We start from the raw sequence: 24,730 nt of genomic DNA, 5'->3' as shown, positions 1-24,730 counted from the left end.
ACCGGCCACGGCCGTCACCATGTCCGACACTCACGGGTCGGCCGGTCGGGCGCATGCTCGGTGACCGTGCCGTCCGGCACAGGCGGCCGGTGGGTCCGGTCGCACGGGCGGGCGGCGTGGACTGTGGCATACGGTCGGACGAGGTCCTATCGTGAGGGCGTGCCACGTTCGCCGCTCGCCCTCGCCGCTCTCGCGTCTGTCGCCGTCCCTGGACTCGATGTGTACGACGTGCTGCGGAGCCCCCACACCGACGCGGACTTCGATGTGGTGGTCGTGAAGGACGCGACCGGCACGCGCTGGATCGTCCGGGCTCCCAAACGCCCTGCTGCCGGTGCCGCTCTCGAGGCGGAGCGGGGCCTCCTCGACGCCCTGGCTCGCGCCCATGACACCGGCCTGCTCTCGTTCGATGTGCCACGTCCGCGCGGCACCGCATCGCTGCCCGAGGCGGAGGGCGGCCGTGCCGTCGTGTACTCGGAGGTGAGTGGCAGCGCGTTGGTGCTGTCCCGGCTCGAGCCGGGACCGGGCCTCGCCGCGGCGGTCGGGCGTGCTCTCGCGCAGGTCCACGAGCTGTCGCCGTCGCTGGTCGAGGACGCGGGGCTGCCCGCCTACTCTGCGGAGGACTACCGTGCGCGGCGCATGGCTGAACTCGACGCCGGCATCCAGACCGGGCAGGTTCCGCCTCGCCTCGCAGATCGCTGGGAGCACCAGCTGGAGAACGTCGCCTGGTGGCGCTTCGAGCCCACGGTGGTGCACGGCGACCTCGGCGAGCACCAGATCATGGTGACGGGCGACCGCGTCTCGGGGATCGTCGACTGGATGGACGCACGGGTGGCCGACCCCGCCGACGATCTCGCGTGGCTGGTGGCCGCCGCACCGGAGGACTCCCTCGAATCGGTGGTCGAGGCCTATCGCATGGCTCGGCGCGAGACCCGTGACCCGCACCTGCTCGATCGCGCTCGCCTGTCGTCGGAGCTCGCGCTCCTGCAGTGGATGATGTACGGCGTGCGGACCGAGAACGACGATGTCATCGCGGACGGCGCCGGCATGCTCGCCGACCTCGAGGCTCTGCTGTTCGACGACGAGGACTGATCACTCCTCGCCAGCGACGAGCGCGACGATCTGGTCGCGCGACAGGAGCTCGCGAGGAGTCACCGTGACGTCCTCGGCCACGTAGTAGAACGCTGCGTCGACCTCGTCGAGCGGGATGCCCTTCCACTCCGACCATGCCAGTCGATACACCGCCAGCTGCACCTCACGCGCGGCGCGCTCGTCCAGATCGCGCGGCGGCCGCCCGGACTTCCAGTCGACCACCGTCACCCGGTCCAATCCCCCGCCGGCAGGGAAGACCGCGTCGATGCGCGATCGAATCGTCACCCCTGCGATGGGGACCTCGACGTCCACCTCGACGTCGCTCGGCTGGCGGCCCGCCCACGGAGAGGCCGCGAAGGTCTCCTTGAGCCCTGCAAAGTCAGCGGACACCTCGCCGTCCGGGTCGACGTCCTCCGGTGCCAGCAGCGGCACGTGGCCGTACTGAGTCTCGATCCACGCATGGAGCGCGGAGCCGCGCTGCGCGGCGAGCGACGGCTCCTGCGGCACCGGCCTGCGCAGGTGGACCGCGAAGGCGTCGCGGTCGCGACGCATCGCGACGAGCGCCGATGCGGACAGGTGTGCCGGCAGCGGGATCACGGGCGGCCCGCTCGCGCGACGTTCGCGCTCATCGAGCATCGCCTCGATCTCCTCCGCCAGCGGGAGCAGCTCCGGGGCCACCGTGACGGTCGCGCCGCGTCGCACCGCGGCCGCCAGCGAACGCCGTCGCGCACGGGCGGGCGAGTCTGGTCTAGGCCAGGCTCCCCCGTGCGACGGCGGCTCAGGCGGCTCAGCGTCGTCCTCGGGCTCCGGCGCCCAGTCGGTGTCGCTGAGGAGGCCTGCGTCGACGAGCTCCGTCACGAACGGCGACGGCCTGCGCACCGTGCGTCCCCCGGCGTACCAGGAGCCGGACACCAGCACGTGGCTCCGGGCGCGCGTGAGAGCGACGTAGAACAGGCGCCGCTCCTCGTCGAGGCGATGCAGGCCCGCGGCCGTGCGGAAGTCAGCGATGGTGTCGTTCAGGCTCGCGTGGTCGACCGCTCGGCGCACGTGCCAGTCCGGCAGGCTGCGGGCGTCCATCCGGAGGGACCAGGGCACTTCAGGATCCCCGCTCAGCCACGCGCCGTCCTCATGCTTGCCGTGGAAGTGCATGAACATCGGGAAGCGGCCGTCGGTGACACCCGGAACGGCCACGACATCCCACTCGAGGCCCTTGGCGGAGTGGACGGTGAGCACCTGCACCGCCCCCGGCTCGGGATCCTTGACGGGGGCGTCGAGGCCACGCTCCTCGCTGCGTGCGGCGTCGAGCCAGTGCAGGAAGGCGCCGAGGGTCGCGTGCTCGGCGCCCTGAGCGAACGTGCGTGCGGCGCCCAGGAAGGCGTCGACGTTGCGGCGCACGCGCCCGTCTGGCCGGGCGACCTCCGCCTCGATGTCGAGGCACCACACCCGCTCGGCGAATGCGATGAGCTCGGTCAGCGGCAGGTAGGTGTGCTCGCGCAGGTGACGGATCGCCCGCCGCAGCCTCTCGAGGCGAGACCTGGCCTCGGGGGTGAGCGTGCGGTCCTCGGGCGAGATCCATCCCGCGGCGGGCAGGTCCTCGAGCGCATCGACGATGCTGGGCGCACCCTCGCGCTCGGCCCTGCTCCCCGCGATCATCTCGGCACGATCGCGCAACGCCATGAGGTCGCGCGGTCCCAAGTTGACGCGCTCGGAGGTGAGCAGCCGCATCAGCGCATCCCCTCGTGAAGGGTCGTGCGCCACCTCGAGCAGTGCCACGAGGTCCGCGACGTCCGGGGTGTCCAGCAGGCCTCCGAGGCCCACGACCTCGTAGTCGACGCCCCGGTGCTCGAGCTCGTCGACGACGAGCGGAATGGTCGCACGACGGCGGCACAGGATGGCCGCCTCGACGATGCGCGGCGTGGCTCGTCCGGCGCCGTCAGTGACGAACGCGCCGTCGGCACCGCGCCACGGACGTCCGTGCCCCAGTTCCTCGCGTCGTGCGAGCAGGTAGTCGACGACGGCCGTCGCCTCGTCCTCTTCTGTGGCCGCCATGTGGGCCGCGACCCCGGGAGAGGCCCGCGTCGGCTCCGGCATGCCCTGCAGCGCCGCACGCGACACGAGCCGCTCGACAGGGACGTCGGTCGCCTCGCGCAGCGGCTCCGCCGAGGCATTGGCCACGTCGAGGATCGCGCCCTCATTGCGCCATGAGACGGACAGACTCGTCTGGCGAACGCGCTCGGGCCCTCCGAAGAGCGTCACGAAGTCTTCCAACGCCGCAGCTGACGCGCCTCGGAAGCCATAGATGGCCTGGTTGGGGTCGCCGACTGCCATCACGGGGTGGTCGGCGCCGAACATCTCGCCGAACAGTCGCAGCTGCGCGGGGGACGTGTCCTGGAACTCGTCGAGCAGCACCGCACGGTACCGAGACCGCTCGATCTGCTGCACGGCCGGAAGCGCTGCAAGGTCGACCGCGACGGCTACCTGGTCGGAGAAGTCGAGCAGCGCGCCCTCGTGCTTGCGTCGCTGGAAGTCCTCGACGAGATCGGTCATCGCGAGCAGCGTGCGCAGCTTGCCGATGCGCCCCGCGAGGGTCGCGGTCATCGTCCCCGGGATGCCGTCGCCCGCCTTCTTGGGAAGCCCCTCGATGAAGGACAGCGTCTCTGCCAACCATTCCCGCATCGCGCCGGGGGCGACGCCGTGCTCGCGCATCTGCGCGGCGAGGCGGGGCAGGGACCCGCGCACGGTGCCGGGTGCAGCGTCGGTCTCGAGCGCGGCCGTCCACTCCTCGAGTGCACGCGCCGCGAGCTGCCACAGCGCGGCGTCCGTCACCACGGTCGAGTCTGGGTCCACGCCGACGCGCAGCCCATGCTCGGAGGCCAGCGCCGCGGCATAGGCGTTGTAGGTGGCCACCGTCGGCGCGGGCCTCTCGGGGTCACGGCGTCGGCGCTCGCGTCCGTCGGGCCCCGTCTCGACGCCATCCCACACACGGGAGATGCGCTCGTCGGCGCGCTCGGCGATCTCGGCGGCGGCCTTCCTCGTGAAGGTCAGACACAGGATCTCGTCGGGCGCGATGTCCGTGCCGAAGAGTTCCCGTGCGTGGTCCAGCAGGTAGACGATGCGCATCGACAGCGTCTCCGTCTTGCCGGAGCCCGCTCCCGCCACCACCAGCATCGGCTGGGTGCCGGCGCCGATGATGCCGGCCTGCTCGGCCGTGGGAGGCCGGCCGGGGGCGATCAGGTCCGCGAGCGCGTCGACGCTCCGTCCTTGGCCCACGACGATGCCGTTGTCGCTCATGAGTCGCTCACCTGGGCCCCCACCGCGTGGGCCGGGCACGATCGCCGGATGGGGCAGTGCGTGCACATGGGGTTGGGCGTGGCGAGGAAGGTCTGGGCGCGCATGGCGTCCACCGCGGAGTCGAGCTCCGCGCGCGCCTCGTTCTCGTCGATCGCGGCCTGCGGCACCACGGAGCCCTTGCGCGCTGCACCGACTCCGACGAACACCAGTGCCGCGTCGGTGGCGCGAGTGACGCCCTCGAATGCTCCGTGGTTCGCCACGAGCTGGTAGAGCATCAGCTGGCCATGGTCGGCCGCCTCGGCCGCGGTGATCTTGCGTCCGGTCTTGAGATCCACGACGCGGGCCACCTCGCCCGTGATCTCCACACGATCGGCGATGCCGGACACACGTGCCTGGCCGAACACGACTCCGAAGCCCTGCTCGACGACTACGCGATCCGCGGTCACGCCCTCGAGATAGCGAGCAAGCCGGCGCACCATGTCCCGTGCGCTGTCCAGCTGGAGTCGCTCGAGCCACGTGTCCGTGCCGCCGATCTCCCGCCAGCGGCGCTCGAGCTCCGCCACCATCGTGTCCTCGCCGCCGTCGGGAAACTCGGCAGCGATCTCGTGGACGAGCAGGCCCACGTGCTGCGCGTCGGTGCTCTCGATCGTCCCGCCGGCGGTCTCGAGCGCCCACTTCAGCGCGCACGCGCGGACGGCATCGAGCCGCGAGGGGGAGACGCGCACCTCCGCGTCGTCCTCCCAGAAGCCCTCGGTGGTCGTGAGCTCCGCGACCCCATGCCAGTCGGCCGGGTCGGCTCCCGGCACGCCGGCATCGACCAACCGCGCGAGTTGTGCCGCAGCGCCCTCGAGCTGGGCGGCAGCGTTGCGATCCGACGGATCCTCGTCGAGCCGTCGTGTGGCACCCAGGCCGTCGATTCGGAGCCGGGCCACCGCGCCGCGCAGATCAGCGACCCCGCGAGGAGCCGAGGCGTCGGCCCTCGCCACTCCGCCGGCATCCTCGATCAGCGGCAGATAGCGCGAGGGCCGCGCCTCGCCGTCGTCAACGGCGGTGATGATCAGTCGGTGTCGTGCACGGGAGACGGCCACGAGCAGAGCGCGCGTCTCGTCATCGAGAACCGCACGGCGCGCGCCATGCAGGTCCCGCGGGCCGCGAGCGCTCGCCACCTGCTCGTCCGTGACCGCGCCCTCGGCCACGAGCTCCGCGAAGGCCTGCGCGCCCAGCACCGAGTCGCGCAGGCGGAGGTCGGGCCATGCCCCTTCCTCGACGCCGGCCACGGCCACCACGTCCCACTCCCGGCCCGCAGCGGAGGCCGGGGTGCAGAACGACACGACATCGGTGGACTGACCCCGCGCACCGAGGGAGTCGGCGGCGAACTCCTGTCCCTCGAGATGGGCCAGGAACGCGGTCGCGTCCGCCTGAGGCAGTCGCTCCGAGTAGGTCTGCGCCGCTCTCATGAGCGCGATGACCGCGTCGAGGTCCGCGTCGTCGCGCGCGGATCCCGCGATCGCGGACTCGCGCCACGAGTCGGCGACGCCCACGGCATCCCACGCTGCCCACAGGATCGCGCCTGGCGTCGCGCCTGGCTCCGCCGACCGCGCCTGCACCGCGGCCACGGCACGTGAGGCGCGCGCGGCGGGCCGGGCCTCGGCCACCTCGAGCGAAGCCCACCGGGCGGGATCCGCCATCGCCTCGACGAGCAGCTCCGCACTCGAGCGCAGGCCGCCCCCGGACCGTTCCTCGCGCACCAGCGCGCGCCGAAGCCGCCGCAGCGCGACGGCGTCCAGGCCGATCAATCGGGACCCGAGCACGTCGAGAGCGCGCTCCTCGTCCCACTCCTCTCCCATCCCGATGCGCGCGATCTCCAGGAGGGGGGCCACTGCTGGCTCACGGTGGAGCGCGGTGCCGTCTCCGAGCGCCTCACAGGGGATGTCGGCTCCGAGCAGGTCCGACCTCAGCGCCCGCAGCTGCGCGCTCGACCTCGCGATCACCGCCATGCGTCCCCAGGGGATGGACGGGCCGTCGAGGCCGTGGCGGGCGCGCCTGAGCTCTGCAGCGATGGCGCGTGACTGTCCGAACGCATGGGCCGCCGTCAGCACGGTCACGGCCGGGTCCGCGAGCGGCAGCAGGCGATGAGCGGCACGGGCCGACCCCACGCCCTTCACGCCGATGCGCTCGGCGACGGCAGCGGCGATCCGCGTCAGCGCAGGCGGCTGGCGGTGATCCTCTGACAGCTCCACGAGCGTCGCCGGTCCCAGCGCACCGCCCGCCGCCTCGGCAAGGCCGTGCGGCCGAGCGCCGCGGTAGCCCTGCACCGCCTCGTCCGCGTTGCCGAGCACCACCAGGCGGGCGCCGCGCATCGCCATCGCGCGCAGCAGTGCCGTGGTGGCGGCCGTGGAGTCCTGGTGATCGTCGACGATCACCACGTCCCAGGTCGGAACGGGACCATCGGCCACGTCCTCCCAATGCTCGAGCACCCACGCGGCCTGCGCCGCGACGGTCGCCGGGTCATACCTCTCTCCCTGATCCGCGGGCATGGTGCGCAGTGTCGTGACCAGCTCGTACTCATCCATGACGGCGGCGGCAGCGACCCATTCGGGCCGCTCAGCGCGCTCGCCGAGCTCGCGGAGCTCGTCCGCGGTGCGGCCCGACTCTGCGGCCCGCATCAGAAGATCTCGCAGCTCTCCGCGGAACCCTGGCAGCGCGGTGGCCTCGGGAGGAACCACTCCCGACCAGTCGACGCGCGCCCCCTCGCCGCGAGCATGGCCCGCCAGCAGTTCACGCAGGATCGAGTCCTGTTCCGCCCCGGTGATGAGCGCCGGTGGGGGACGATCCAGCGCGTGGGCCTGCGCGGTGAGCACCATGTGCGCCGCAGAGGCGGAGGTGCGCACCATCGGCACTCCCGTGGGCCGTCCCATCGCGATGCTCACGCGATCCCGGAGGTCCGCGGCGGCCCGCCGCGTGGGCGCGATCGCGAGGACCCGTTCGGGCCGCAGCCCGCCGTCGACTGCGGCCACGGCGGCCGCGAGTGCCGTCGAGGTCTTGCCAGTGCCGGGGGCGCCGGTGACCACCACGTGCTGGTGGCCGGCGAGGACTGCGCTCACGGCCGACCGCTGCCCCTCGTCCAGCGCGGGGCGGGCGGGGGTGGGACCGGGCGCGACGAGTCGAATCCGGGTCATGGCCTCACCTCACCACACGGTTCCGACATGCAGGCGACGGCCACGGTGTCAGCGGTCCGCCGTGGCACCGGTGGTCTGCAGGGCTGCATCGGTGCGGCGGGACGCGACGTGCTCGAGCACGAGCAGCGCGCCGACGGCCGCGATCCCCACCACGAACAGCACGATCACGGGCAGCAGGTCGCCCGCCGGCGCCTGCAGAGACGCGTCGTCACCCTGCCAGGGCCACAGCGCACGGAGCGAACCCAGCATCAGGCCCGTCATCGTCGCGAGCGTCAGCGCATGGTGGTGAGCGAGCATCCACTGCAGTCCCGTGACGAACACCGCGAGGCCCATGACGGCACCCGCGGCGAAGACGCCCAGGTAGGCCAGGTCGCGATCGTTGACGGCGGCGAGCGTCGACGCGTACATCCCGAGCACCAGCAGCAGGAAGGAGCCGGAGACGCCCGGCAGCACGAGTGCGCACACGGCGAGGGACGCCGCCCCCAGGACGAGCCACAGCGACGGGTCGGCGCGCTCGACGCCGGTCAGCCCCGTCAGCCAGAACGCCGCGACAGCACCCACGACGGCGACGAGCACCTCGCGCGCCCTCCACCGACCCACCATGCGCGCGGGAACGATCAGCGAGGCGACGATCAGCCCGGCGAACAGCGCCCGTGTCTGCACCGGGTGGTCCTCGATCAGCGGCGCGAGCGTCGCGGAGACGAGAACGATCGCGGTGAGCATGCCGAGCCCCAGCGGGACCAGCACGCCCCAGCGCACGCGTGCGAAGTGCGCACGTGAGCGGTCCATCCCGGTGCGACGCAGCGGTGCGGTGGCACCGGCGACGGCTCCCCGCACCAACTCGCCTGCGGAGGCGATGAGGGTCTCGTAGACCCCGACGACGAGAGCGAGCGTGCCGCCGGAGACTCCGGGGACGACCTCGACGGCGCCAATCACGCCGCCGCGCAGGACGTTGAGTCCGGCGGTGCCGAGGCGACGCCGACGGCTGGGCGCGGAGTGGTCGGCGGGCGCGAGGTCAGGCATGCCCGGGAGTCTACCGACGCGTCCCGCCGCGCCACCCCTGACGGCGCGTCCTACGCGTCGTCGCGGGTGGCAGCCGTGGCATCGGCCGAGGGGCTGGGATCCGGCACCGGCTCGTCCGGCCACGGCCACGGATTCGGCTCGCAGTCGTCGGACAGCTCGCCCTGGTCGGCCATGACCTGCGCGCGGCCGGACGTGCACTCGACGTCCTCATCGCCCAGCGCGTGCCCGACGAAGTGGTTGACCAGGTAGGCCCGGGCGCCGGAACGGTCGTCGCCGTAGGCGTCGATTCCCGCCATCCAGTCGTAGTGGTTGAGCATCACCAGGCCCTGGTCCGCGCAGCTGGTCACCTCGGCGGAGGCATCCGGGTCGGCCGATGCGGCCGCGGACGGGTCGACCGCCGACTCCGGCGTCGCGGATGCGTCGACGAGCGCTCCGGCCGGGGCGGTCGCATGGGCGTCGCGACATGTCGCGGCGGCCGTGTACGGGCTCGCGAGGACGATGCGGAGGTCGGGGGCTCCACCGGTGGGCACGAACTCGAAGCGCCCCCTGGCTCCCCACCCCCGCGGATCGTTGAGGGTGTCGAGCACGAACTCGCCCAAGGCGGTCCCGTCCGCGTTCAGCCCCTCTTCGTACTCGACTCGCACCCAGCGCACCGAGGCGCCGCCGCCGGAGGGTTCGCCGTCGGTGGTGACCGTCGCGAAGCTGCCGTCGCCTTCGCGCACGACGTCGAGCGTGGTCAGGCCCGCCTGCAGGTCCGCCTCGTCCAGTTCCCGATCGATCGGGTCGAGTGGGGGGATGCTCACCTCGATGGTGGGCGTGGCCGATGCGCTCGGCGTCGGGGAGACACTGGGCTCCGGCGCGGCGAGGCGGTCGGCGACGAGACCCGTCCCCCAGCCCACGCCGATGCCCGCGCCAAAGGCGACGAGTACGACGAGGGCGATGGATCCGAGGGTGGGCAGGGAGATTCCCCTGCCCGCGAACACGCGTCTGCCGCCGTCACTCACCCCCCTACGATAATCAGTAGTCAGCAGTGAACAGACCCCAGGAGGTCAGCGTGGAAGTCAGGATCGGCGTTCAGAACGTCTCCCGTGAGATCGTGATCGAGTCCGACATGACGGCCGATGCGGTGGCCGAGGCGGTGTCAGCAGCGGTGGCGGGAGCCACTCTCGACCTCACCGACGACAAGGGCCGCCGGGTCGTGGTCCCGTCGGGATCGTTGGGCTATGTGGAGATCGGCGAGGAGACCAAGCGGCGCGTGGGCTTCAACGCCTGAGCCCGCCCCCTCATCGCACTAGCGGCGCACGGAGTCGACGATGGACCGAGCGACCAGCGTCGCGCCTTCGGGAGAGTGCCGGTGCACCGGCACCTTGCCGCCCAGCTCATCGGCCTCGAGGGGCTCGAGCACCGCGTACTGCGAGTCCAACAGCCCGGGCGGAGCGAAGTGCCCTTCGTACTCGGCACGCCTGCGCACCCGGGGCTCGAGCACGCTCTGCGGCGCGGCGAGGTGGACGAACACCACAGAGTCCCCCGCGACGTCGCGGATGCAGTCGCGGTAGACCCGCTTCAGTGCCGAGCACGCGACGACGCCGCGGTCATGCCGCTCGAGCCACGTGGCCACCGCGTCGAGCCACGGCCACCGGTCCTCGTCCGTCAGCGGAATGCCGGCAGCCATCTTCGCGACGGCCGTCGACGAATGAAGGTCGTCGCCGTCGCAGAACTCGGCCTTCAGTTCGTGCGCAAGTCGCATCCCTACGGTCGACTTTCCGCACCCCGTCACACCCATCACCACCACGCGCATGTGCGCTAGCGTAGACGGGGTTCCTGGCCACTGGACGCCACGGGGGCTAGAATGAACGCGACCCGGGGCTGACCGGTCGTCATGGAAGCGCGGTGCCGCTGGAGATAGCGAAGGCCGCAAGGACAATGATTCGCGATCGGCTGCCCGCCGACAGGACGCGACATCCCGCGCCCGCAAATCACCCAAGGATCGTTCTCCACCATGACTGAGACCACTCAGACGCACGCCAGCGTGCATACCGCGGACCAGAGCTTCGCGGACTTCAAGATCAACCCACTGATCGTCGAGGCCCTCGCCGAGGGCGGCATCGTGAACCCGTTCCCGATCCAGGCGATGACCCTGCCGGTCGCGCTCGGCGGCCACGACATCATCGGCCAGGCCAAGACCGGAACCGGCAAGACCCTCGGCTTCGGCGTGCCGCTGCTGCACAGGACCGTCTCCCCGGGCGAGCCCGGCTACGACGAGCTCGATGCTCCCGGCAAGCCGCAGGCGCTCGTCGTCGCGCCCACCCGCGAGCTTGCAGTGCAGGTGGCAGGCGACCTGCAGACTGCGTCCAAGAAGCGCTCCACCCGGATCGCCCAGATCTACGGCGGCCGCGCCTACGAACCCCAGATCGACATGCTGAACAAGGGCGTCGAGGTCGTGGTCGGCACACCCGGTCGCATGATCGACCTCCTCAACCAGGGCCACCTGGACCTGCGCTACGTCCGCACGGTGGTGCTCGACGAGGCCGACGAGATGCTCGACCTCGGGTTCCTGCCCGACGTGGAGCGTCTGCTCGCCGCGACGCCCGCCTCGCGCCACACCATGCTGTTCTCCGCGACCATGCCCGGACCCGTGGTCCAGCTGGCCCGCCGGTACATGCTCCAGCCCACCCACATTCGCGCCGCCGACCCCGATGACGACGGCGCCACGGTCAAGGCGACCACCCAGTTCCTCTACCGCGCCCACGCCATGGACAAGGTCGAGGTGCTCGCGCGCATCCTGCAGGCCGAGGGCCGTGGCAGGACCATCGTGTTCGCGCGCACCAAGCGCACCGCCGCGAAGGTCTCTGACGAACTGCGCGACCGCGGTTTCGCCGCCGGAGCACTGCACGGAGACCTGGGGCAGGGCGCCCGCGAGCAGGCGCTGCGCGCCTTCCGCCACACCAAGATCGACGTCCTCGTGGCGACCGACGTGGCTGCTCGCGGCATCGACGTCGACGACGTCACGCACGTGGTGAACTACCAGTGCCCCGAGGACGAGAAGACGTACCTGCACCGCATCGGCCGCACGGGCCGAGCCGGCAAGACGGGCGTCGCCGTGACGTTCGTCGACTGGGACGACCTCCCTCGCTGGTCGATGATCGACAAGTCTCTCGACTTGGGCTACCCGGACCCGGAAGAGACGTATTCGAGCTCCCCTCACCTGTACGAGCAGCTGAACATCCCCGTGGGGACCAAGGGCCGCCTGCCCCGCAGCGAGCGCAAGCTCGAAGGGCTCGAGGGCGAGACGCTCGAGGACCTGGGCGAGACCGGCAAGAAGCCCGGCGGCGACCGCGGCGGCCGCGACGGCGCGCGTGGCGACCGTGGACGCGGCGGCCAGGGCGGCGGACGCGGCGAGGGCCGTGGACGTGACCGCGGCGGGCGTGGGCGTGACGGCGGCGGACGCGGCGAGGGCCGTGGACGTCAGGAGCGCTCGGGCGCCGAGCGGGGCGGCTCGGACCGCCCGCAGGCCGCAGCGGACGGCTCGTCCCCTCAGCCCAGCCGCGACGGCGAAGGCGGTCAGCCGCGCAAGCGCAACCGTCGCCGTCGCCGCAGCGGCGGTCAGGGCGGACAGCCCACCCAGTCGCAGGACTGACAGATGCAGGACTGACGCGGTCGGGCTGGGCCTCATGGTCCAGCCCGCCGCCTCAGCGATGCCGACGCGGCCACGCCCGTGAGACCGCTCAGCGGTCCCGGCTCACCCGCGCCCTCTCGAGCTCGAGGAATGCCTTCGGGTCCGTGAGGTTCTCTCCCAGGGCGTTGCGCTTGCCCGTGCCGTGATAGTCGCTCGCGCCGGTGCGCACCAGGCCCAGCCGCGACGCGATACGCGCCAAGCGCTCCCGCTGACGGTCGTCGTGGTCGCGGTGATCGATCTCGAGTCCCACCAGCCCGGCCCTCGCCATCGCCTCGATGACGGACGTGGTGACGATCCGACCGCGCGCATCGGCGCCCGGGTGCGCGAACACCGTGACCCCGCCGGCCGCACGCATCGTCCGGACCGCATCGGTCACCTCAGGCGCGTAATGCGGCACGTAGTAGCGCGAGTTGCCCGCAAGAATGTGCTCGAAGGCCTCATCCCGCGTGGGCACGACCCCCTGGACCACGAGCGCATCGGCGATGTGCGGCCTGCCCACGGTGGCGGCGTCGCCCGCCAGCTCCGCGACCGCCTCCCATGTGACGGGATAGTCGACGCCGACCTTCTGGACGATCTCCCGGGCGCGCAGCACTCGCGCCTCCCTGGTGCGGGCGAGCATGGCAACCGCGTCGGCGTCGTCCGCGCGATGCCAGTAGCTGAGCAGGTGGATCGAAATGCCGTGATGCCGGCAGGAGACCTCGATGCCGGGGACGAAGCCGAGCCCCGCATCGGCCGCCGTGGCCGCGGCCTCGTTCCAGCCGTCGATGGCGTCGTGATCGGTGAGCGCCACGATGTGGAGCCCCGCCTCCGCCGCCTCGCGCATCACGTGAGCAGGCGCGCCCGTGCCGTCGGAGACGGTCGAGTGGGTGTGGAGGTCGATCCGCATTCCGCCAGCGTACGCGGCACGATGCGGCGAACGCGGCGGTGCGCCGTGCGACCATAGTCGCGTGAACGACGAGCAGCCGAACAAGACCAACAAGGCGCGCGCACTGCGGCCAGACAACGACGAGTTCAAGGCATGGATCGGCTCCGAGTGGGCTGAACCTGAGGACCTCGAGACCACCGCGATGGCCGCCGCCCCCTTCGCCGCCGAGCGTCGCCGTCGTCTCTCCGAGCGCTTCCCCGGCCGCCGCATCGTCGCTCCCGCGGGCGACCTCAAGGTGAGGTCGAACGACACCGACTACCGCTTCTCCCCCGACCGCGACTTCGCGTACCTCACCGGCCTCGGCACGGATCGCGAGCCCGGCGCGGTGCTGGTGATGGAGCCCACGGTCGCTGGCCACGACTCCACCCTCTACCTGATCCCCCCAGCGGGACGCGACGACGACGGCTTCTACTCGGACCCGCGGTCCGGTGAGTTCTGGATCGGTCGCCGTCCTGGGCTCGAGGAGTTCGCGGCGATGACGGGCATCGCGACAGCACCATTGTCCGATCTGCCCAGCGGCATCCGGCTCTCCTCACACCCGCACCAGAGAGTCAAGCGGGCGCTGGCCGAGATGCGCCTGGTCAAGGACGAGTACGAGATCCAGCAGCTGCGCGATGCAGTGGACGCCACCATCGCGGGCTTCGAGCGCGTCGTGGGCGAGCTCCCGCGTGCCGTGGCCCACAAGCGCGGCGAGCGCGTGGTCGAGGCGACCTTCGACGGACACGCACGCGAGGAGGGCAATACGGTGGGCTACGAGACCATCGCCGCCTCCGGCCCCCACGCGACCACGCTGCACTGGATCACCAATCACGGTCAGGTGCGCGCGGGCGACCTGTTGCTGCTCGACGCGGGCGTCGAGGTGGAGTCGCTGTACACCGCGGACATCACCCGCACCATGCCCGTGAACGGCGAGTTCACTGACATTCAGCGACGCGTCTACCAGGTGGTTCTCGAGGCAGCCGATGCGGCCTTCGCGACGGCCCGGCCAGGCGTCAGCTTCCGAGACGTCCACGAGGCGGCCATGGACGTCATCGAGCGCCACCTCACCGAGTGGGGCATCGTGCCCGAGGCGCAGAATCCCGAGTCCAAGCTGTTCCGCCGCTGGATGGTGCACTCCACGTCGCACCACCTGGGGCTCGACGTGCACGACTGCGCGGCCGCCAAGCGCGAGCTGTACATGGACGGCCCGCTCGAGCCGGGCATGGTCTTCACCATCGAGCCCGGGCTGTATTTCAAGGCCGATGACCTCGCCGTGCCTGCGGAGCTGCGTGGCATCGGCGTGCGCATCGAGGACGACGTGCTCGTGACGGAGGGCGGGGTCGAGAACCTCTCGGCGGCGCTGCCCCGAGAGCCCGGCGCGGTCGAGGCCTGGATGCGGACGCACCGGCGGGTGTGATGCGCGGGTGGAGCGAGCGCCGTCGCGCCTGGTGGCGCTGGGGGTGGGTTGCGCTCGTCGCCGGCATCCTGTTCTGCCCGGTCGGCACCACCGTGACGTGCACGCATAGCGACACTGACGGTCAGTGTTCCTCGCAACCGACCACCCTCGTGGGCCTGAAGATCGGGATCGCGTACTGACCGGCGCCTGCGGGACCTAGGGCCCGTCGCGCCCGCTCTTCTCGCTCGTAGCCTGACGGCACCCGTCATCGACTCAGGCAAGGAGCCGCGATGCCCGCCGTCCCCGCCACGCGCGCCCCACGCGCTCTCGCGATTCTGTGCGGTGCGCTGCTCGCCTTCATTCTGCTCGCACTCTCCGGCGGCAACGCCATCGCCGCGCTCATCAGCGCCGGTGAAGACTCCGCTCCCACCGTGTCCGCATCGGGCCCCGGCGAGCCCCTCACCCTCGTCGCGGCGAGCGTCGAGACCGAGCCCGCGCCCGCATCGGCCCCTGTCGTCGAGGTGGACCCTGACGCGGACCTGGTGCTGTTCTGGGGCGACGGCTGCCCCAACTGCGAGGCCGAGCGCCACTGGCTCGAGGAGGTCGAGGTGCAGCACCCCGACCTCGAGATCGTCCAGTACGAGGTGTGGAACGACGAGGCCAACCAGGAGCTGTTCGCCCAGGAGGCCTCGCGCCTGGGATTCGAGGCCGGATCGGTGCCGACGACGATCATCGGCGAGCGCGTGTGGATCGGCTGGACGGATCAGATCGAGCAGGACATGGCCGGCGCGATCGCCGCCGTGGAGAACGGGAGCGCCCCTCAGTCGGGAGTGTTCGGCACGGCGGGCGCCGGCACGTGCTCGGAGGACGAAGGGCTGTGCAGTTCCGAACCGCCCGAGACCACGATCGAGGTCCCGCTCGTCGGCGACGTCTCGATCGGCGCCGACTCGCTGCTGTTCTCCACCATCGTGATCGGCTTCGTGGACGGCATCAACCCCTGCTCGCTGTGGGTGCTGTCGATCCTGCTGGCCATCGTGCTGCGCACCCGGTCGCGCCCCCGCGTGCTCGCGATCGGCGCCACGTTCCTGACGGTCACCGCGATCATGTACGCGATGTACATGGCGGCGTTCTACTCGGCTCTCGCGGTCGTGGGGTTCATGGGGTGGATTCAGATCGCGGTCGCGATCGTCGCGGGCTTGTTCGGCATCGTGTCGGTCAAGGACTACTTCGCGTTCGGCAAGGGCCTGTCCTTCACGATCCGCAAGGAGGACAAGCCCGGCATCTACAGGCGCATGCGCGAGGTCGCCGGCACGAAGGCGCTCCTGCCCGCCCTGGGCGCGACCACCGTGCTCGCGGTGGGGGTGTCGCTGCTGGAGACTCCCTGCACCGCCGGGTTCCCCGTGCTGTGGACCGGGATGCTGCAGGCCAACGGCGTGGGGATGGCGGAGACGGCCGGGTTGTTCGTCGCCTACATGGTCCCGTTCCTCCTCGACGAGCTGATCATCTTCGGCATCGCCGTGTTCACGATGCGCGCCACCAAGCTCCAGGACAAGCACGGCGAGCTGCTGAAGCTGTTCGCCGGCGTCACCATGCTGGTGCTCGCGGCCGTCATGGTGGTCGACCCCACCCTCATGGAGAACCCGGTGATGGCGCTGGCGCTGTTCGCGGGGGCCTTCGCGCTGGCCATGGCGATCCACCTCCTCACGTCGCGGATCATGCGCGCGAGGGAGTCCGCAGCGACGCCCGACCCCGAGTCCGAGCCCGTGGGCGGCTCCGCGCCGCGCTGACCGGCGGCCGATGCGCCGACTCACCGGGCATACCCGCCGGGGGTTCGGCGTTGGCACCAAAGCAACCCCACCGCTCACGCTGGAGATCCATGTCCGTACGCCTGTCCATCCTCGACCTCGCGCCCATCGCGCCGGGCGAAGCCGCCGCCGATTCCTTCCGCCACTCAGTGGCCTTGGCCCAGGCCGCGGAGGCCGCCGGATACGAGCGCGTCTGGTACGCCGAGCACCACAACATGGAGCGCATCGCCTCGTCGGCCACGAGCGTGCTGATCGCCCACATCGCGGCGCACACCGAGTCGATCCGCCTGGGCGCCGGTGGCGTGATGCTGCCCAACCACTCGCCGCTCGCGATCGCCGAGCAGTTCGGCACACTCGCCGAGCTCCACCCCGGTCGCATCGATCTCGGGCTCGGGCGCGCGCCCGGTGGCGACCGCGCCGTGTTCGGGGCCCTGCGCAGAGACCCCGCCGCATCGGACCGGTTCCCCCAGGACGTGCTCGAGCTGCAGGGCTACCTGAGCGACGAGTCGCGCGTCCACGGCGTCGTCGCCACGCCAGGGAAGGGCACCCACGTGCCGTTGTACATTCTCGGATCATCACTCTTCGGCGCGCAGCTCGCGGCTCAGTTGGGCCTGCCCTACGCGTTCGCCTCCCACTTCGCACCCGCCGCGCTGCACGATGCGGTTGCCGCCTACCGCGCGGGCTTCCAGCCGTCGGAGCAGCGGGCCGAGCCATACGTGATCGCCGGAGCGAACGTCTTCGCTGCTGCGGATGAGGCCGATGCGCGCGAGCAGTTCACGCATGCGCGCCGCTGGCGCGTGCGCGGCATGATCCAGCGTGGCGCTCAGGCACGCGAGTACTCGGACGACGAGATCGACGCGTTCCTGGCGACGCCTCAGGGCCAGCAGTTGGCGGACATGATGCGCTATACCGCCATCGGCACCGGCGACGAGGTGGACGCGTGGCTCGACACGTTCGCGAGGGAGGTGGGCGCCGACGAGGTCATCGTGGCGCACAGTGCCATGAGCGCCGATGCGCGGGTCGAGTCGGTGAGGCTGACCGCCTCCGCCTAGGTCGTCCTGGCGGGACATGGGTGCCACATTCGAGCCGATGGTGGCACCCATGTCCCACCAGGGCGCAGCACCAGCCCGCGCAGTGCTCTACGCCGCTCGCTCGGCGAGCACCTTCACGCCCAGGCGCATGTCCTCCGGCGGCAGGTAGAAAGGAAGCCGGAAGTGCGCGCCGGCCGCGCCGGCCACCACCTCGAAGGCCGACGCAGGGGCCACGGGCACTCCGGCATCGGCCGCTCGAGACGCGAAGCGCTCGACCCCACCGTCCGGCAGCTCGACCCACAGGCACGGACCACCTTGCGGCTGCGTGAACCGCCAGTCCAGACCGTGCTCGTCGATCGCCTCGACGGTCGCCGCGAGCGACTCACGCATGGACCCGATGCGCCACCGTACGGTCTCGTCGTAGTGCTCGGTGAGGAACCGGGTGGCGAGGCGTTGGAACAGCGCCGGGCTGCCGAGGTCCATGGCGGCCTTGCGGTGGCGCAGCTGCGCGGCCAGCGTCGCGTTCGTGTGCAGCCAGCCGATGCGCATGCCGCCCCAGAACACTTTGCTCAAGCCCCCGATGGTGATGACGTTCTCGCCGCCGGAGTGCGTGGCGAGCGGGGGCCGCGCCTGACCGTCGAGGACGAGGTCTCCCGTGATGCGGTCGTCGATCACGGTGGTGCCCACGGCCGATGCGGCGGCGACGAGCCGCGCGGCATCCTCCTCCGGCATCGCGGTGCCGGTGGGGTTGTGGAAGGTGGTGACGTAGGCGACGTCGGGGCGAGCGGCCCGCAGCAGCTTCGCGGATGCCGTGACGTCGAGGCCTGCCGACGTCATGGGCAGGGCGAGCGGTCGGGATCCGGCAGCGGAGATGGCGTCGAACACCCCCGGGTACGTCACGGACTCAAGCGCCACCGGGCACTGAGGCCCGGCGACCGCGGTGATCGCAAGCCAGAGCGCCTGCTGCCCGCCCGCGGTGACGACCACCTCGTCCGGCTCGGCGGCGATGCCGCGCGACCGGAGGTGGTCGACGATTGCGGCCACCAGCTCGGGGTCGCCGATGGCCGCGTACCCGGTGCCGAGGGCCGGCACCCCATCGAGCATCGCGCCCGGGTCGCGAAGCGCCTCGGTGACGATGGGCGCTGGCGGCGGGCACGCGGAGCTGAGGCTCACGAGCGGCGCGCGCCCCGTCGGAAGAATCCTGGCGAAGCGGTCCTCGTCGCTCATCGCGTCCAGTCCCCGGGCGCGCGATCCGAGGGTGGGCGCGGCGCCGGCGCGCACCTCGAGCCACTCCTCGTCGCGCAGACGCTGGTACGCCGCGGTCACCGTATTGCGAGACAGATGAAGGCTGGTCGCGAGGGCGCGCTCCGACGGGAGCTTGGTCCCGTAGTCGAGCGACCCTGCCTCCGCGAGGGAGACGATCGCGTCGGCGAGCTGGGCGTAGAGGGGCCCGGTGCCGGACTGCCAGTGGTCGAGGACGTCGCGGAGCTGATCTGCTGTGGTGCGCATGGAGCCATTCCACCCGAAACTGGCACCTCACGACAAGAGCCACCTGGTCACACACTGGCTCTTTCATCGGGGGTCCAGTACGGCCAGGCTTGATGGCATGACCACCACCGATCCCCTCTTGCACGTCCACACGAACCCGCAGTCCCTCGGGCGATCCCGCGAGCGCATCAGCCTCATCACCGAGGCGGCTCGGCGTGCCGGCTCGTATGTCGCCGGCGCCTCCCACCGTCCGGTGCACCCGACCGCCGAGGCGGTCGCAGCACTCGACGCCTTCCGTCGGCCCCTGCAGGACGAGCCGATCCCGGCCCGCGACGTGCTCGCGGAGCTCGACGCCTTCGGCTCACCTGCGACCGTCGTGTCCACTCACGGCCGGTACTTCGGCTTCGTCAATGGCGGCACCGATCCCGCCGCCCACGCCGCGTCGATCCTTGCGGGCGCGTGGGACCAGAATGTGGGAGGCACCATCATGTCGCCCGCCGCAGCCGTCCTCGACGAGGTCGCTCGCGGTTGGGTGATCGACGCGCTCGGCCTGCCCTCCACGGCCGCCGGCGCGTTCAATGCGGGAGCGACGGTCGCGAACCTCACCGGCATCATCGCCGCTCGCGACGCGCTCTACGCACGCCAGGGCCGGGACGTCGGAAGAGACGGTCTCGCCGGCGCCCCGGCCCTGCGCATCATCGTCGGAGAGGAGGCGCACCTGTCCGTGCTCAAGGCGCTCCGGCTCGCAGGGTTCGGCGAGGCGCAGATCGAGCGCGTGCCCACCGACGGCACCGGCGCGATCATCGCCGAGGCCTTCCCCCAGGACACCGATCACCTCACCCTGGTGCTGCTGCAGGCTGGCAACGTCAATACTGGCGCGTCCGATCCCTTCGAGGCGATCATCCCCGGCGTGCGCGAGCGCGGCGGGTGGGTCCACGTGGACGGCGCGTTCGGACTGTGGGCGGCGGCTTCGCCCCAGCTGCGCGCCCAGGTGCGAGGCGTCGAACGAGCCGACTCGTGGGCGACCGATGCCCACAAGTGGCTCAATGTCCCCTACGACTCCGGGTTCGTGGCGGTGCGCGATCCACGCGACCTCGAGCGTGCGATGGCGGGCACGGCGGCGTACCTGAGCGCCGCTCACGACTCCCCCATGCACCGCGGCATCCAGATGTCTCAGCGCGCCCGCGCCGTGGAGACGTGGGCGATGCTCGCGTCTCACGGACGAGACGGACTCGCAGAGCTCATCGAGCGCTCGTGCGCGCACGCGCAGCGCTTCGCCGAGCTGCTGACGGCCGGCGGGGCTGAGCTGCTCGCGCCGGTCGCTCTCAACCAGGTGCTGGTGGCCTTCGGCGATGAGCACGAGACGGCGGCGGTGACCGCCGCGCTTCAGGAGGACGGCACGGCGTGGGCCGGCTCGTCGGTCTGGAAGGGACGCGCCGCGATGCGCATCTCGGTCTCCGACGCCGCGACCACACGAGACGATGTGGACGCCTCTGCGACCGCGATGCTGAGGTGCTGGCGAGCGGTGCGCGGCTGACGTCGCGGCGCCCGCCCGGGCTCGCCTCGGGCGGGCATGCGCGCCGTTAGGCTGTGGCCATGAGCACCTCAGCCGAGCGGGTCTACGTCGCGCGCCTCGCGGGCACGACCGTCTTCGACCCCATCGGGGACGCCGTGGGCCGGGTGCGCGACGTCGTGATCCTGCTGCGCCGGAGCGCCGCGCCGGTGGCCGTGGGCCTCGTGGTCGAGGTGCCAGGACGGCGCCGCGTGTTCCTGCCCCTGACGCGCGTGACATCGATCGTGCCGGGACAGGTGATCTGCACTGGCGTCCTGAACCTGCGCCGATTCAAGGCGCGCGCGTCGGAGACCCTCGCCATCGCTGAACTGTTCGAGCGGTCCGTCACCCTCAAGGACGGCGGCGACAAGGCCCTCATCGAGGACGTCGCCATCGAGCCGATGCGCGGCGGCACGTGGGCGGTGTCGAAGCTCTATGTGCGCAAGGCCGCGAGGCGCAAGGGCGTGCTCGGGTTCTCCCGGCGCGGCGAGGCGGTCGTGGTCGAGATCGACGAGGTCACGGGACTGATGAGGCGCGACGAGGTCCAGGGAGCGCACCTCGTGATCCAGACCTTCGCCGACCACAAGCCCGCCGATCTCGCGGCGGCGCTCATGGAGATGTCCCCCGAACGCTCAGCGGAGATCGCCGCAGCGCTCGACGACGAGCGACTTGCCGACGTCCTCGAAGAGCTCCCCGAGGACGAGCAGATCGCCCTGCTCGGCACCCTGCAGTCGGACCGAGCCGCGGACGTCCTCGAGGCGATGGACCGCGACGACGCCGCCGACCTGCTGGGCGACCTGCCCGCCGCGCAGGCGCAGGCGCTGCTTCAGCTCATGGAGCCCGAGGACGCGGAGCAGGTGCGTCAGCTGCTCGGCTACGAGGACGACACGGCCGGCGGACTGATGACCACCGAGCCGGTGATCGTGGGCCCCGAGACCTCCGTCGCGAGCTGCCTGTCCCTGGTGCGCAAGCAGGAGATGCCGCCCGCGCTCGCCTCCATGGTGTTCGTGGTGAGGCCGCCCCTCGAGACGCCGACCGGCCGCTACATCGGCCTGGTGCATCTTCAGCGCCTGCTGCGCGAGGCGCCACACGAGCTCATCGGATCCTACGTGGACCCCGCCATCGAGCCGCTGGGGGCGCAGGATTCCCTGGCGGAGGTCTCGCGACGCATGGCCGCGTACGACATCCTCGCGCTGCCGGTCGTCGACGAGGACCACCGTCTCCTGGGCGCCATCTCGATCGACGACGTGCTCGACCACCTGCTGCCCCGCGACTGGCGCGAACACGTGGATGAGCACCTCGACGACTCAGAGAAGCCGGGGGTGGCGTAAGTGGCCGACCGTCTCGACCGCCCCAAGGCCGAGAACCATCGGTTCGGGCTGCGCCGTCCCCGCAAATCCGACAGGTTCGGCGCGATCTCCGAGGGCATCGCCCGGTTCCTGGGCACGCCCAGATTCCTGGTGTACCTCACGGTGTTCGTCATCGTGTGGCTCATCTGGAACACCTGGGCCCCCGAGGGACTGCGGTTCGACAACGCCGCCAATGGCTACACCGCGCTCACGCTGATGCTGTCGCTCCAGGCCTCGTATGCGGCGCCGCTCATCCTGCTGGCGCAGAATCGGCAGGACGACCGGGACCGCGTCTCCGCCGAGCAGGACCGCCAGCGCGCCGAGCGATCCCTCGCAGACACCGAGTACCTGGCGCGCGAGGTCGCCTCGCTGCGGCAGGCGATCAACGAGACCGCCACGCGCGACTTCGTGCGTTCCGAGCTGCGGTCGCTGCTCGAGGACCTCCAGGATCTCGACAAGAACGCCGGGGACGACCGCAGGCGCTGACGTCACGCACGACGTCGTCGGTGCGACCGGCCCGCGTCAGCGGCGGCGAACCCGGACCGTGACGCCCGCCCACCACGCCGTGGCGACCGCCGCAGCGAGTGAGACGCCCCTCACGAAGACCCCCGTCTCTGCGATCACGCCCACCAGGGCGCACCCGACGAGCACGAGGATGGCTGCGGCCATGCGTGTCGCTCGATGCCGGCCTCCGGCCGATGCCGGGGCCGAGTCACGGTCGTCGGCGAGCGCGGTCGACGCGAAGCCGTCAGCGCCTGGGGCGAGCGGGTCGAGCGCGCTCGCGAGCCTCAGCCACTCCGGCACTGCGGAATCCCGTCGCGGCGCGGCATGCGCACCATCGGGGTAGTACGTCGGATTGTCGGCCACGAGGCCCTCCCGTCAGCGGTGCCACCGATGACGCGCCCAGAGTGGCACGCGCTGCCCGCCGACCACAAGGCCTGGGAGCGGTCCGAGTGTGCCGATCCCCCCGCATCGGCCGTGCCGTGCCCTCGCGCACAGCGCCTACGATGGAACAATGCCTACCGAGACCCAGCTCCGCGACGCCCTCTCGAAGGTGATCGACCCCGAGATCCGCCGCCCCATCACTGAGATCGGGATGGTGCGCTCGGTCGATCTGGACGGCAGCATCGCCCTGATCGGCATCGACCTCACCACGGCTGGGTGCCCCATGAAGGAGCGCATCACGGACGACGTCAAGGGCGCCGCCGCCAAGGTCTCCGGGGTCACCGAGGTGCGCATCGAGCTGGGCGTGATGAGCGAGGAGCAGCGCCTCGAGCTGCGCTCCAAGCTCCGCGGCGGCAAGCCCGAACCCGTGATCCAGTTCACCAAGCCCGGCAACATGACGCGCATCTACGCGATCGCCTCGGGCAAGGGCGGGGTGGGCAAGTCGACCGTGACCGCCAACCTCGCCGCCGCCATGGCCGCCGACGGCCTCAAGGTGGGCGTGTTGGACGCGGACATCTTCGGCTTCTCCATCCCCGGCATGCTCGGCGTCGAGGGCCAGCCCACGCGCCTCGACGACATGCTGCTGCCGCCCATCGCGCACGAGGTCAAGGCCGTGTCGATCGGCATGTTCGTGCCCGAAGGCCAGCCCGTCGTGTGGCGCGGACCCATGCTGCATCGGGCGATCGAACAGTTCCTCGCGGACGTCTACTGGGGCGACCTCGACGTGCTGCTGCTCGACCTTCCCCCCGGCACCGGCGACATCGCCATCTCGGTGGCCCAGCTGCTCCCCCACGCCGAACTCGTCGTCGTCACCACCCCGCAGGCGGCCGCGTCAGGAGTCGCCGAGCGCGCGGGGTCGATCGCGACCCAGACCTCGCAGAGCGTGGTGGGCGTCATCGAGAACATGTCGTGGCTCGAGCAGCCCGACGGATCACGGCTGCCCCTGTTCGGCGAGGGCGGCGGCCAGATCGTCGCGGATCGCCTCTCGAAGACCCTGGGCACATCGGTGCCGCTGCTGGGTCAGGTCCCGCTCGACATCACCGCCCGCGAGGCTGGCGACAGCGGCACCCCCGTGGTCATCTCGGACCCCGAGTCGGTGGCGTCGCAGGCACTCATCGGCATGGCACGCACGCTCGGGGCTCGCAAGCGCGGACTGGCCGGGAAGTCGCTGGGAGTCACGCCCGTCTCACGTTGACCGCCACGGCGCTCTCGCTCGCAGCAGGTCGTGAGACGCACTGACGTCAGCGCGACCCCCGCATGCCTCAGCGGTCGTGCGAGCGGGCCCAGCCCACGATGATCGCCGCGGTGAGACCTGCGAGCAGCGCGCCCGTCGAGACCGCAGGGGTGGCGAAGGCGACCAGCAGCGCCTCGTTGAAGCCGGGGCCAGCGGCGCCCAGGTCCGAGAGCAACGGGATCTCACCGCCGACGGTGCCCGTCACGGACATCAGGTGGACGCCGACAGCTGTGGCGATGAGCGCCTCCACCTGGCGTCGCAGCCCGCGCTCGGCGGGGGCGGACAGGTAGCGCACCGCGAACCCGACGGCCGCCGCGAGCAGCGTGCCGAGAATCACCATCGCCAGCGCCGAGGGGTCGTTCGGCACGAGCACCGACAACAGCAGCCCCACGGCGATCGCGACGATCAGGCCGGCGGTCAGCGGACCCATCGGGTTCGCGCGCACGGAGTCGAGGATCGAGTGGTCGCGGCGAGCGCCGTCGTGTGGAGCGGGCTCCGGGTGCACGTCATCCGCGGCGGCCGATGCGGGCGCGGGCTCCGTGTCACGGGTCGCCGTCACCTCTGGCGCTCTGGCGGCCTCGGACTGAGCAGGCGATGACGATGCCCGTGCGCTCGTGCGCGACGCTGGCGCTCGCTTCGCTGCCGGCTTTCGGGCGGGGGCCTTCTTGCGGGCAGCCGGCTTCGGCGCCGTGCCATCCCCGGGCTCGGGAGCCGTCGGCTCGGGCGTGGTGTCGGCCATGACAAGTCCTCCTGGAGCGTCGTGTACGC

The 24,730-nt window shown here is 71.5% G+C and carries 19 protein-coding genes; 10 read left to right on the top strand and 9 right to left on the bottom strand.

The genetic code is table 11. From position 1 onward, the window contains the following. Positions 1-159 precede the first annotated feature (159 nt). On the top strand, positions 160-1,089 hold the full coding sequence (locus AOP72_RS02410) for a macrolide 2'-phosphotransferase (protein ID WP_062131890.1): 930 nt from the start codon (positions 160-162) through the stop codon (positions 1,087-1,089). On the opposite strand, the gene AOP72_RS02405 is transcribed toward AOP72_RS02410, so the two are convergent. The 4 genes from AOP72_RS02405 to AOP72_RS02390 are packed head-to-tail and all read right to left on the bottom strand — an operon-like array spanning position 1,090 to position 9,586. Next, complete coding sequence (locus tag AOP72_RS02405; RefSeq protein ID WP_084631159.1) at positions 1,090-4,380, bottom strand: ATP-dependent helicase; 3,291 nt, start codon at positions 4,378-4,380, stop codon at positions 1,090-1,092. Next, positions 4,377-7,559, bottom strand: coding sequence for an ATP-dependent helicase (locus AOP72_RS02400; protein WP_062131887.1), 3,183 nt, complete (start codon positions 7,557-7,559; stop codon positions 4,377-4,379). The genes AOP72_RS02405 and AOP72_RS02400 overlap by 4 nt, the downstream gene beginning before the upstream one ends. Before the next feature lie 48 nt (positions 7,560-7,607). Beyond that, a complete protein-coding gene (locus AOP72_RS02395) occupies positions 7,608-8,582 on the bottom strand; it encodes a DUF368 domain-containing protein (RefSeq protein WP_084631157.1) in 975 nt (324 codons plus the stop codon). 50 nt (positions 8,583-8,632) lie between these two features. After that, positions 8,633-9,586 (bottom strand): DUF3152 domain-containing protein, encoded by a 954-nt coding sequence (locus AOP72_RS02390; RefSeq protein WP_193746334.1) that lies wholly within the window; start codon positions 9,584-9,586, stop codon positions 8,633-8,635. A gap of 50 nt (positions 9,587-9,636) precedes the next feature. On the opposite strand from AOP72_RS02390, the gene AOP72_RS02385 reads away from it, so the two are divergent. Further along, positions 9,637-9,855: a DUF3107 domain-containing protein gene (locus AOP72_RS02385; protein WP_062131881.1), complete on the top strand. Its 219-nt coding sequence runs from the start codon at positions 9,637-9,639 to the stop codon at positions 9,853-9,855. A gap of 18 nt (positions 9,856-9,873) precedes the next feature. Here the strand turns inward: AOP72_RS02385 and AOP72_RS02380 are convergent, their stop codons facing one another. Next, a complete protein-coding gene (locus tag AOP72_RS02380) occupies positions 9,874-10,380 on the bottom strand; it encodes a gluconokinase (protein WP_062131879.1) in 507 nt (168 codons plus the stop codon). A 201-nt stretch (positions 10,381-10,581) separates the two neighbouring features. On the opposite strand from AOP72_RS02380, the gene AOP72_RS02375 reads away from it, so the two are divergent. Next, positions 10,582-12,219: a DEAD/DEAH box helicase gene (locus AOP72_RS02375; RefSeq protein WP_062131876.1), complete on the top strand. Its 1,638-nt coding sequence runs from the start codon at positions 10,582-10,584 to the stop codon at positions 12,217-12,219. An 88-nt stretch (positions 12,220-12,307) separates the two neighbouring features. On the opposite strand, the gene AOP72_RS02370 is transcribed toward AOP72_RS02375, so the two are convergent. Then, entirely contained in the window at positions 12,308-13,144 is an 837-nt protein-coding gene (locus AOP72_RS02370; protein ID WP_062131873.1) for a PHP domain-containing protein, read from the bottom strand. Positions 13,145-13,205: 61 nt separating this feature from the next. On the opposite strand from AOP72_RS02370, the gene AOP72_RS02365 reads away from it, so the two are divergent. The 3 genes from AOP72_RS02365 to AOP72_RS02350 all read left to right on the top strand — a co-directional run bounded on the left by AOP72_RS02365 (position 13,206) and on the right by AOP72_RS02350 (position 17,415). Beyond that, the gene (locus tag AOP72_RS02365; protein ID WP_062131870.1) at positions 13,206-14,579 is read left to right on the top strand and encodes an aminopeptidase P family protein; all 1,374 of its coding nucleotides are present in this window, start codon (positions 13,206-13,208) and stop codon (positions 14,577-14,579) included. 269 nt (positions 14,580-14,848) lie between these two features. Then, a complete protein-coding gene (locus AOP72_RS02355; RefSeq protein ID WP_062131864.1) occupies positions 14,849-16,345 on the top strand; it encodes a hypothetical protein in 1,497 nt (498 codons plus the stop codon). Between the two features lie 89 nt (positions 16,346-16,434). Then, complete coding sequence (locus AOP72_RS02350) at positions 16,435-17,415, top strand: LLM class flavin-dependent oxidoreductase (RefSeq protein ID WP_062131862.1); 981 nt, start codon at positions 16,435-16,437, stop codon at positions 17,413-17,415. A gap of 87 nt (positions 17,416-17,502) precedes the next feature. Here the strand turns inward: AOP72_RS02350 and AOP72_RS02345 are convergent, their stop codons facing one another. Continuing rightward, positions 17,503-18,903, bottom strand: a complete 1,401-nt coding sequence (locus AOP72_RS02345; protein WP_062131859.1) for an aminotransferase-like domain-containing protein — start codon at positions 18,901-18,903, stop codon at positions 17,503-17,505. A 97-nt stretch (positions 18,904-19,000) separates the two neighbouring features. On the opposite strand from AOP72_RS02345, the gene AOP72_RS02340 reads away from it, so the two are divergent. From AOP72_RS02340 to AOP72_RS02330, 3 genes are read left to right on the top strand one after another with little or no spacing between them, the layout of a single operon-like run. After that, a complete protein-coding gene (locus tag AOP72_RS02340) occupies positions 19,001-20,419 on the top strand; it encodes a pyridoxal phosphate-dependent decarboxylase family protein (protein ID WP_084631155.1) in 1,419 nt (472 codons plus the stop codon). Between the two features lie 59 nt (positions 20,420-20,478). After that, positions 20,479-21,765, top strand: a complete 1,287-nt coding sequence (locus tag AOP72_RS02335; protein ID WP_062136701.1) for a magnesium transporter MgtE N-terminal domain-containing protein — start codon at positions 20,479-20,481, stop codon at positions 21,763-21,765. After that, a complete protein-coding gene (locus AOP72_RS02330) occupies positions 21,766-22,269 on the top strand; it encodes a DUF1003 domain-containing protein (RefSeq protein ID WP_062131856.1) in 504 nt (167 codons plus the stop codon). 36 nt (positions 22,270-22,305) lie between these two features. On the opposite strand, the gene AOP72_RS02325 is transcribed toward AOP72_RS02330, so the two are convergent. Beyond that, positions 22,306-22,650, bottom strand: a complete 345-nt coding sequence (locus AOP72_RS02325) for a hypothetical protein (protein ID WP_062131853.1) — start codon at positions 22,648-22,650, stop codon at positions 22,306-22,308. Positions 22,651-22,798: 148 nt separating this feature from the next. On the opposite strand from AOP72_RS02325, the gene AOP72_RS02320 reads away from it, so the two are divergent. Beyond that, positions 22,799-23,923 carry an Mrp/NBP35 family ATP-binding protein gene (locus tag AOP72_RS02320; RefSeq protein ID WP_062131850.1) on the top strand — a complete coding sequence of 375 codons (1,125 nt, stop codon included), beginning with the start codon at positions 22,799-22,801 and terminating at the stop codon, positions 23,921-23,923. A 67-nt stretch (positions 23,924-23,990) separates the two neighbouring features. On the opposite strand, the gene AOP72_RS02315 is transcribed toward AOP72_RS02320, so the two are convergent. Next, complete coding sequence (locus AOP72_RS02315) at positions 23,991-24,701, bottom strand: hypothetical protein (protein ID WP_062131847.1); 711 nt, start codon at positions 24,699-24,701, stop codon at positions 23,991-23,993. Positions 24,702-24,730 lie beyond the last annotated feature (29 nt).

The sequence above is a fragment of the Demequina aestuarii genome (assembly GCF_000975095.1).
Classification (GTDB): domain Bacteria; phylum Actinomycetota; class Actinomycetes; order Actinomycetales; family Demequinaceae; genus Demequina; species Demequina aestuarii.
This window is presented reverse-complemented; position numbering and strand designations above follow the sequence as displayed.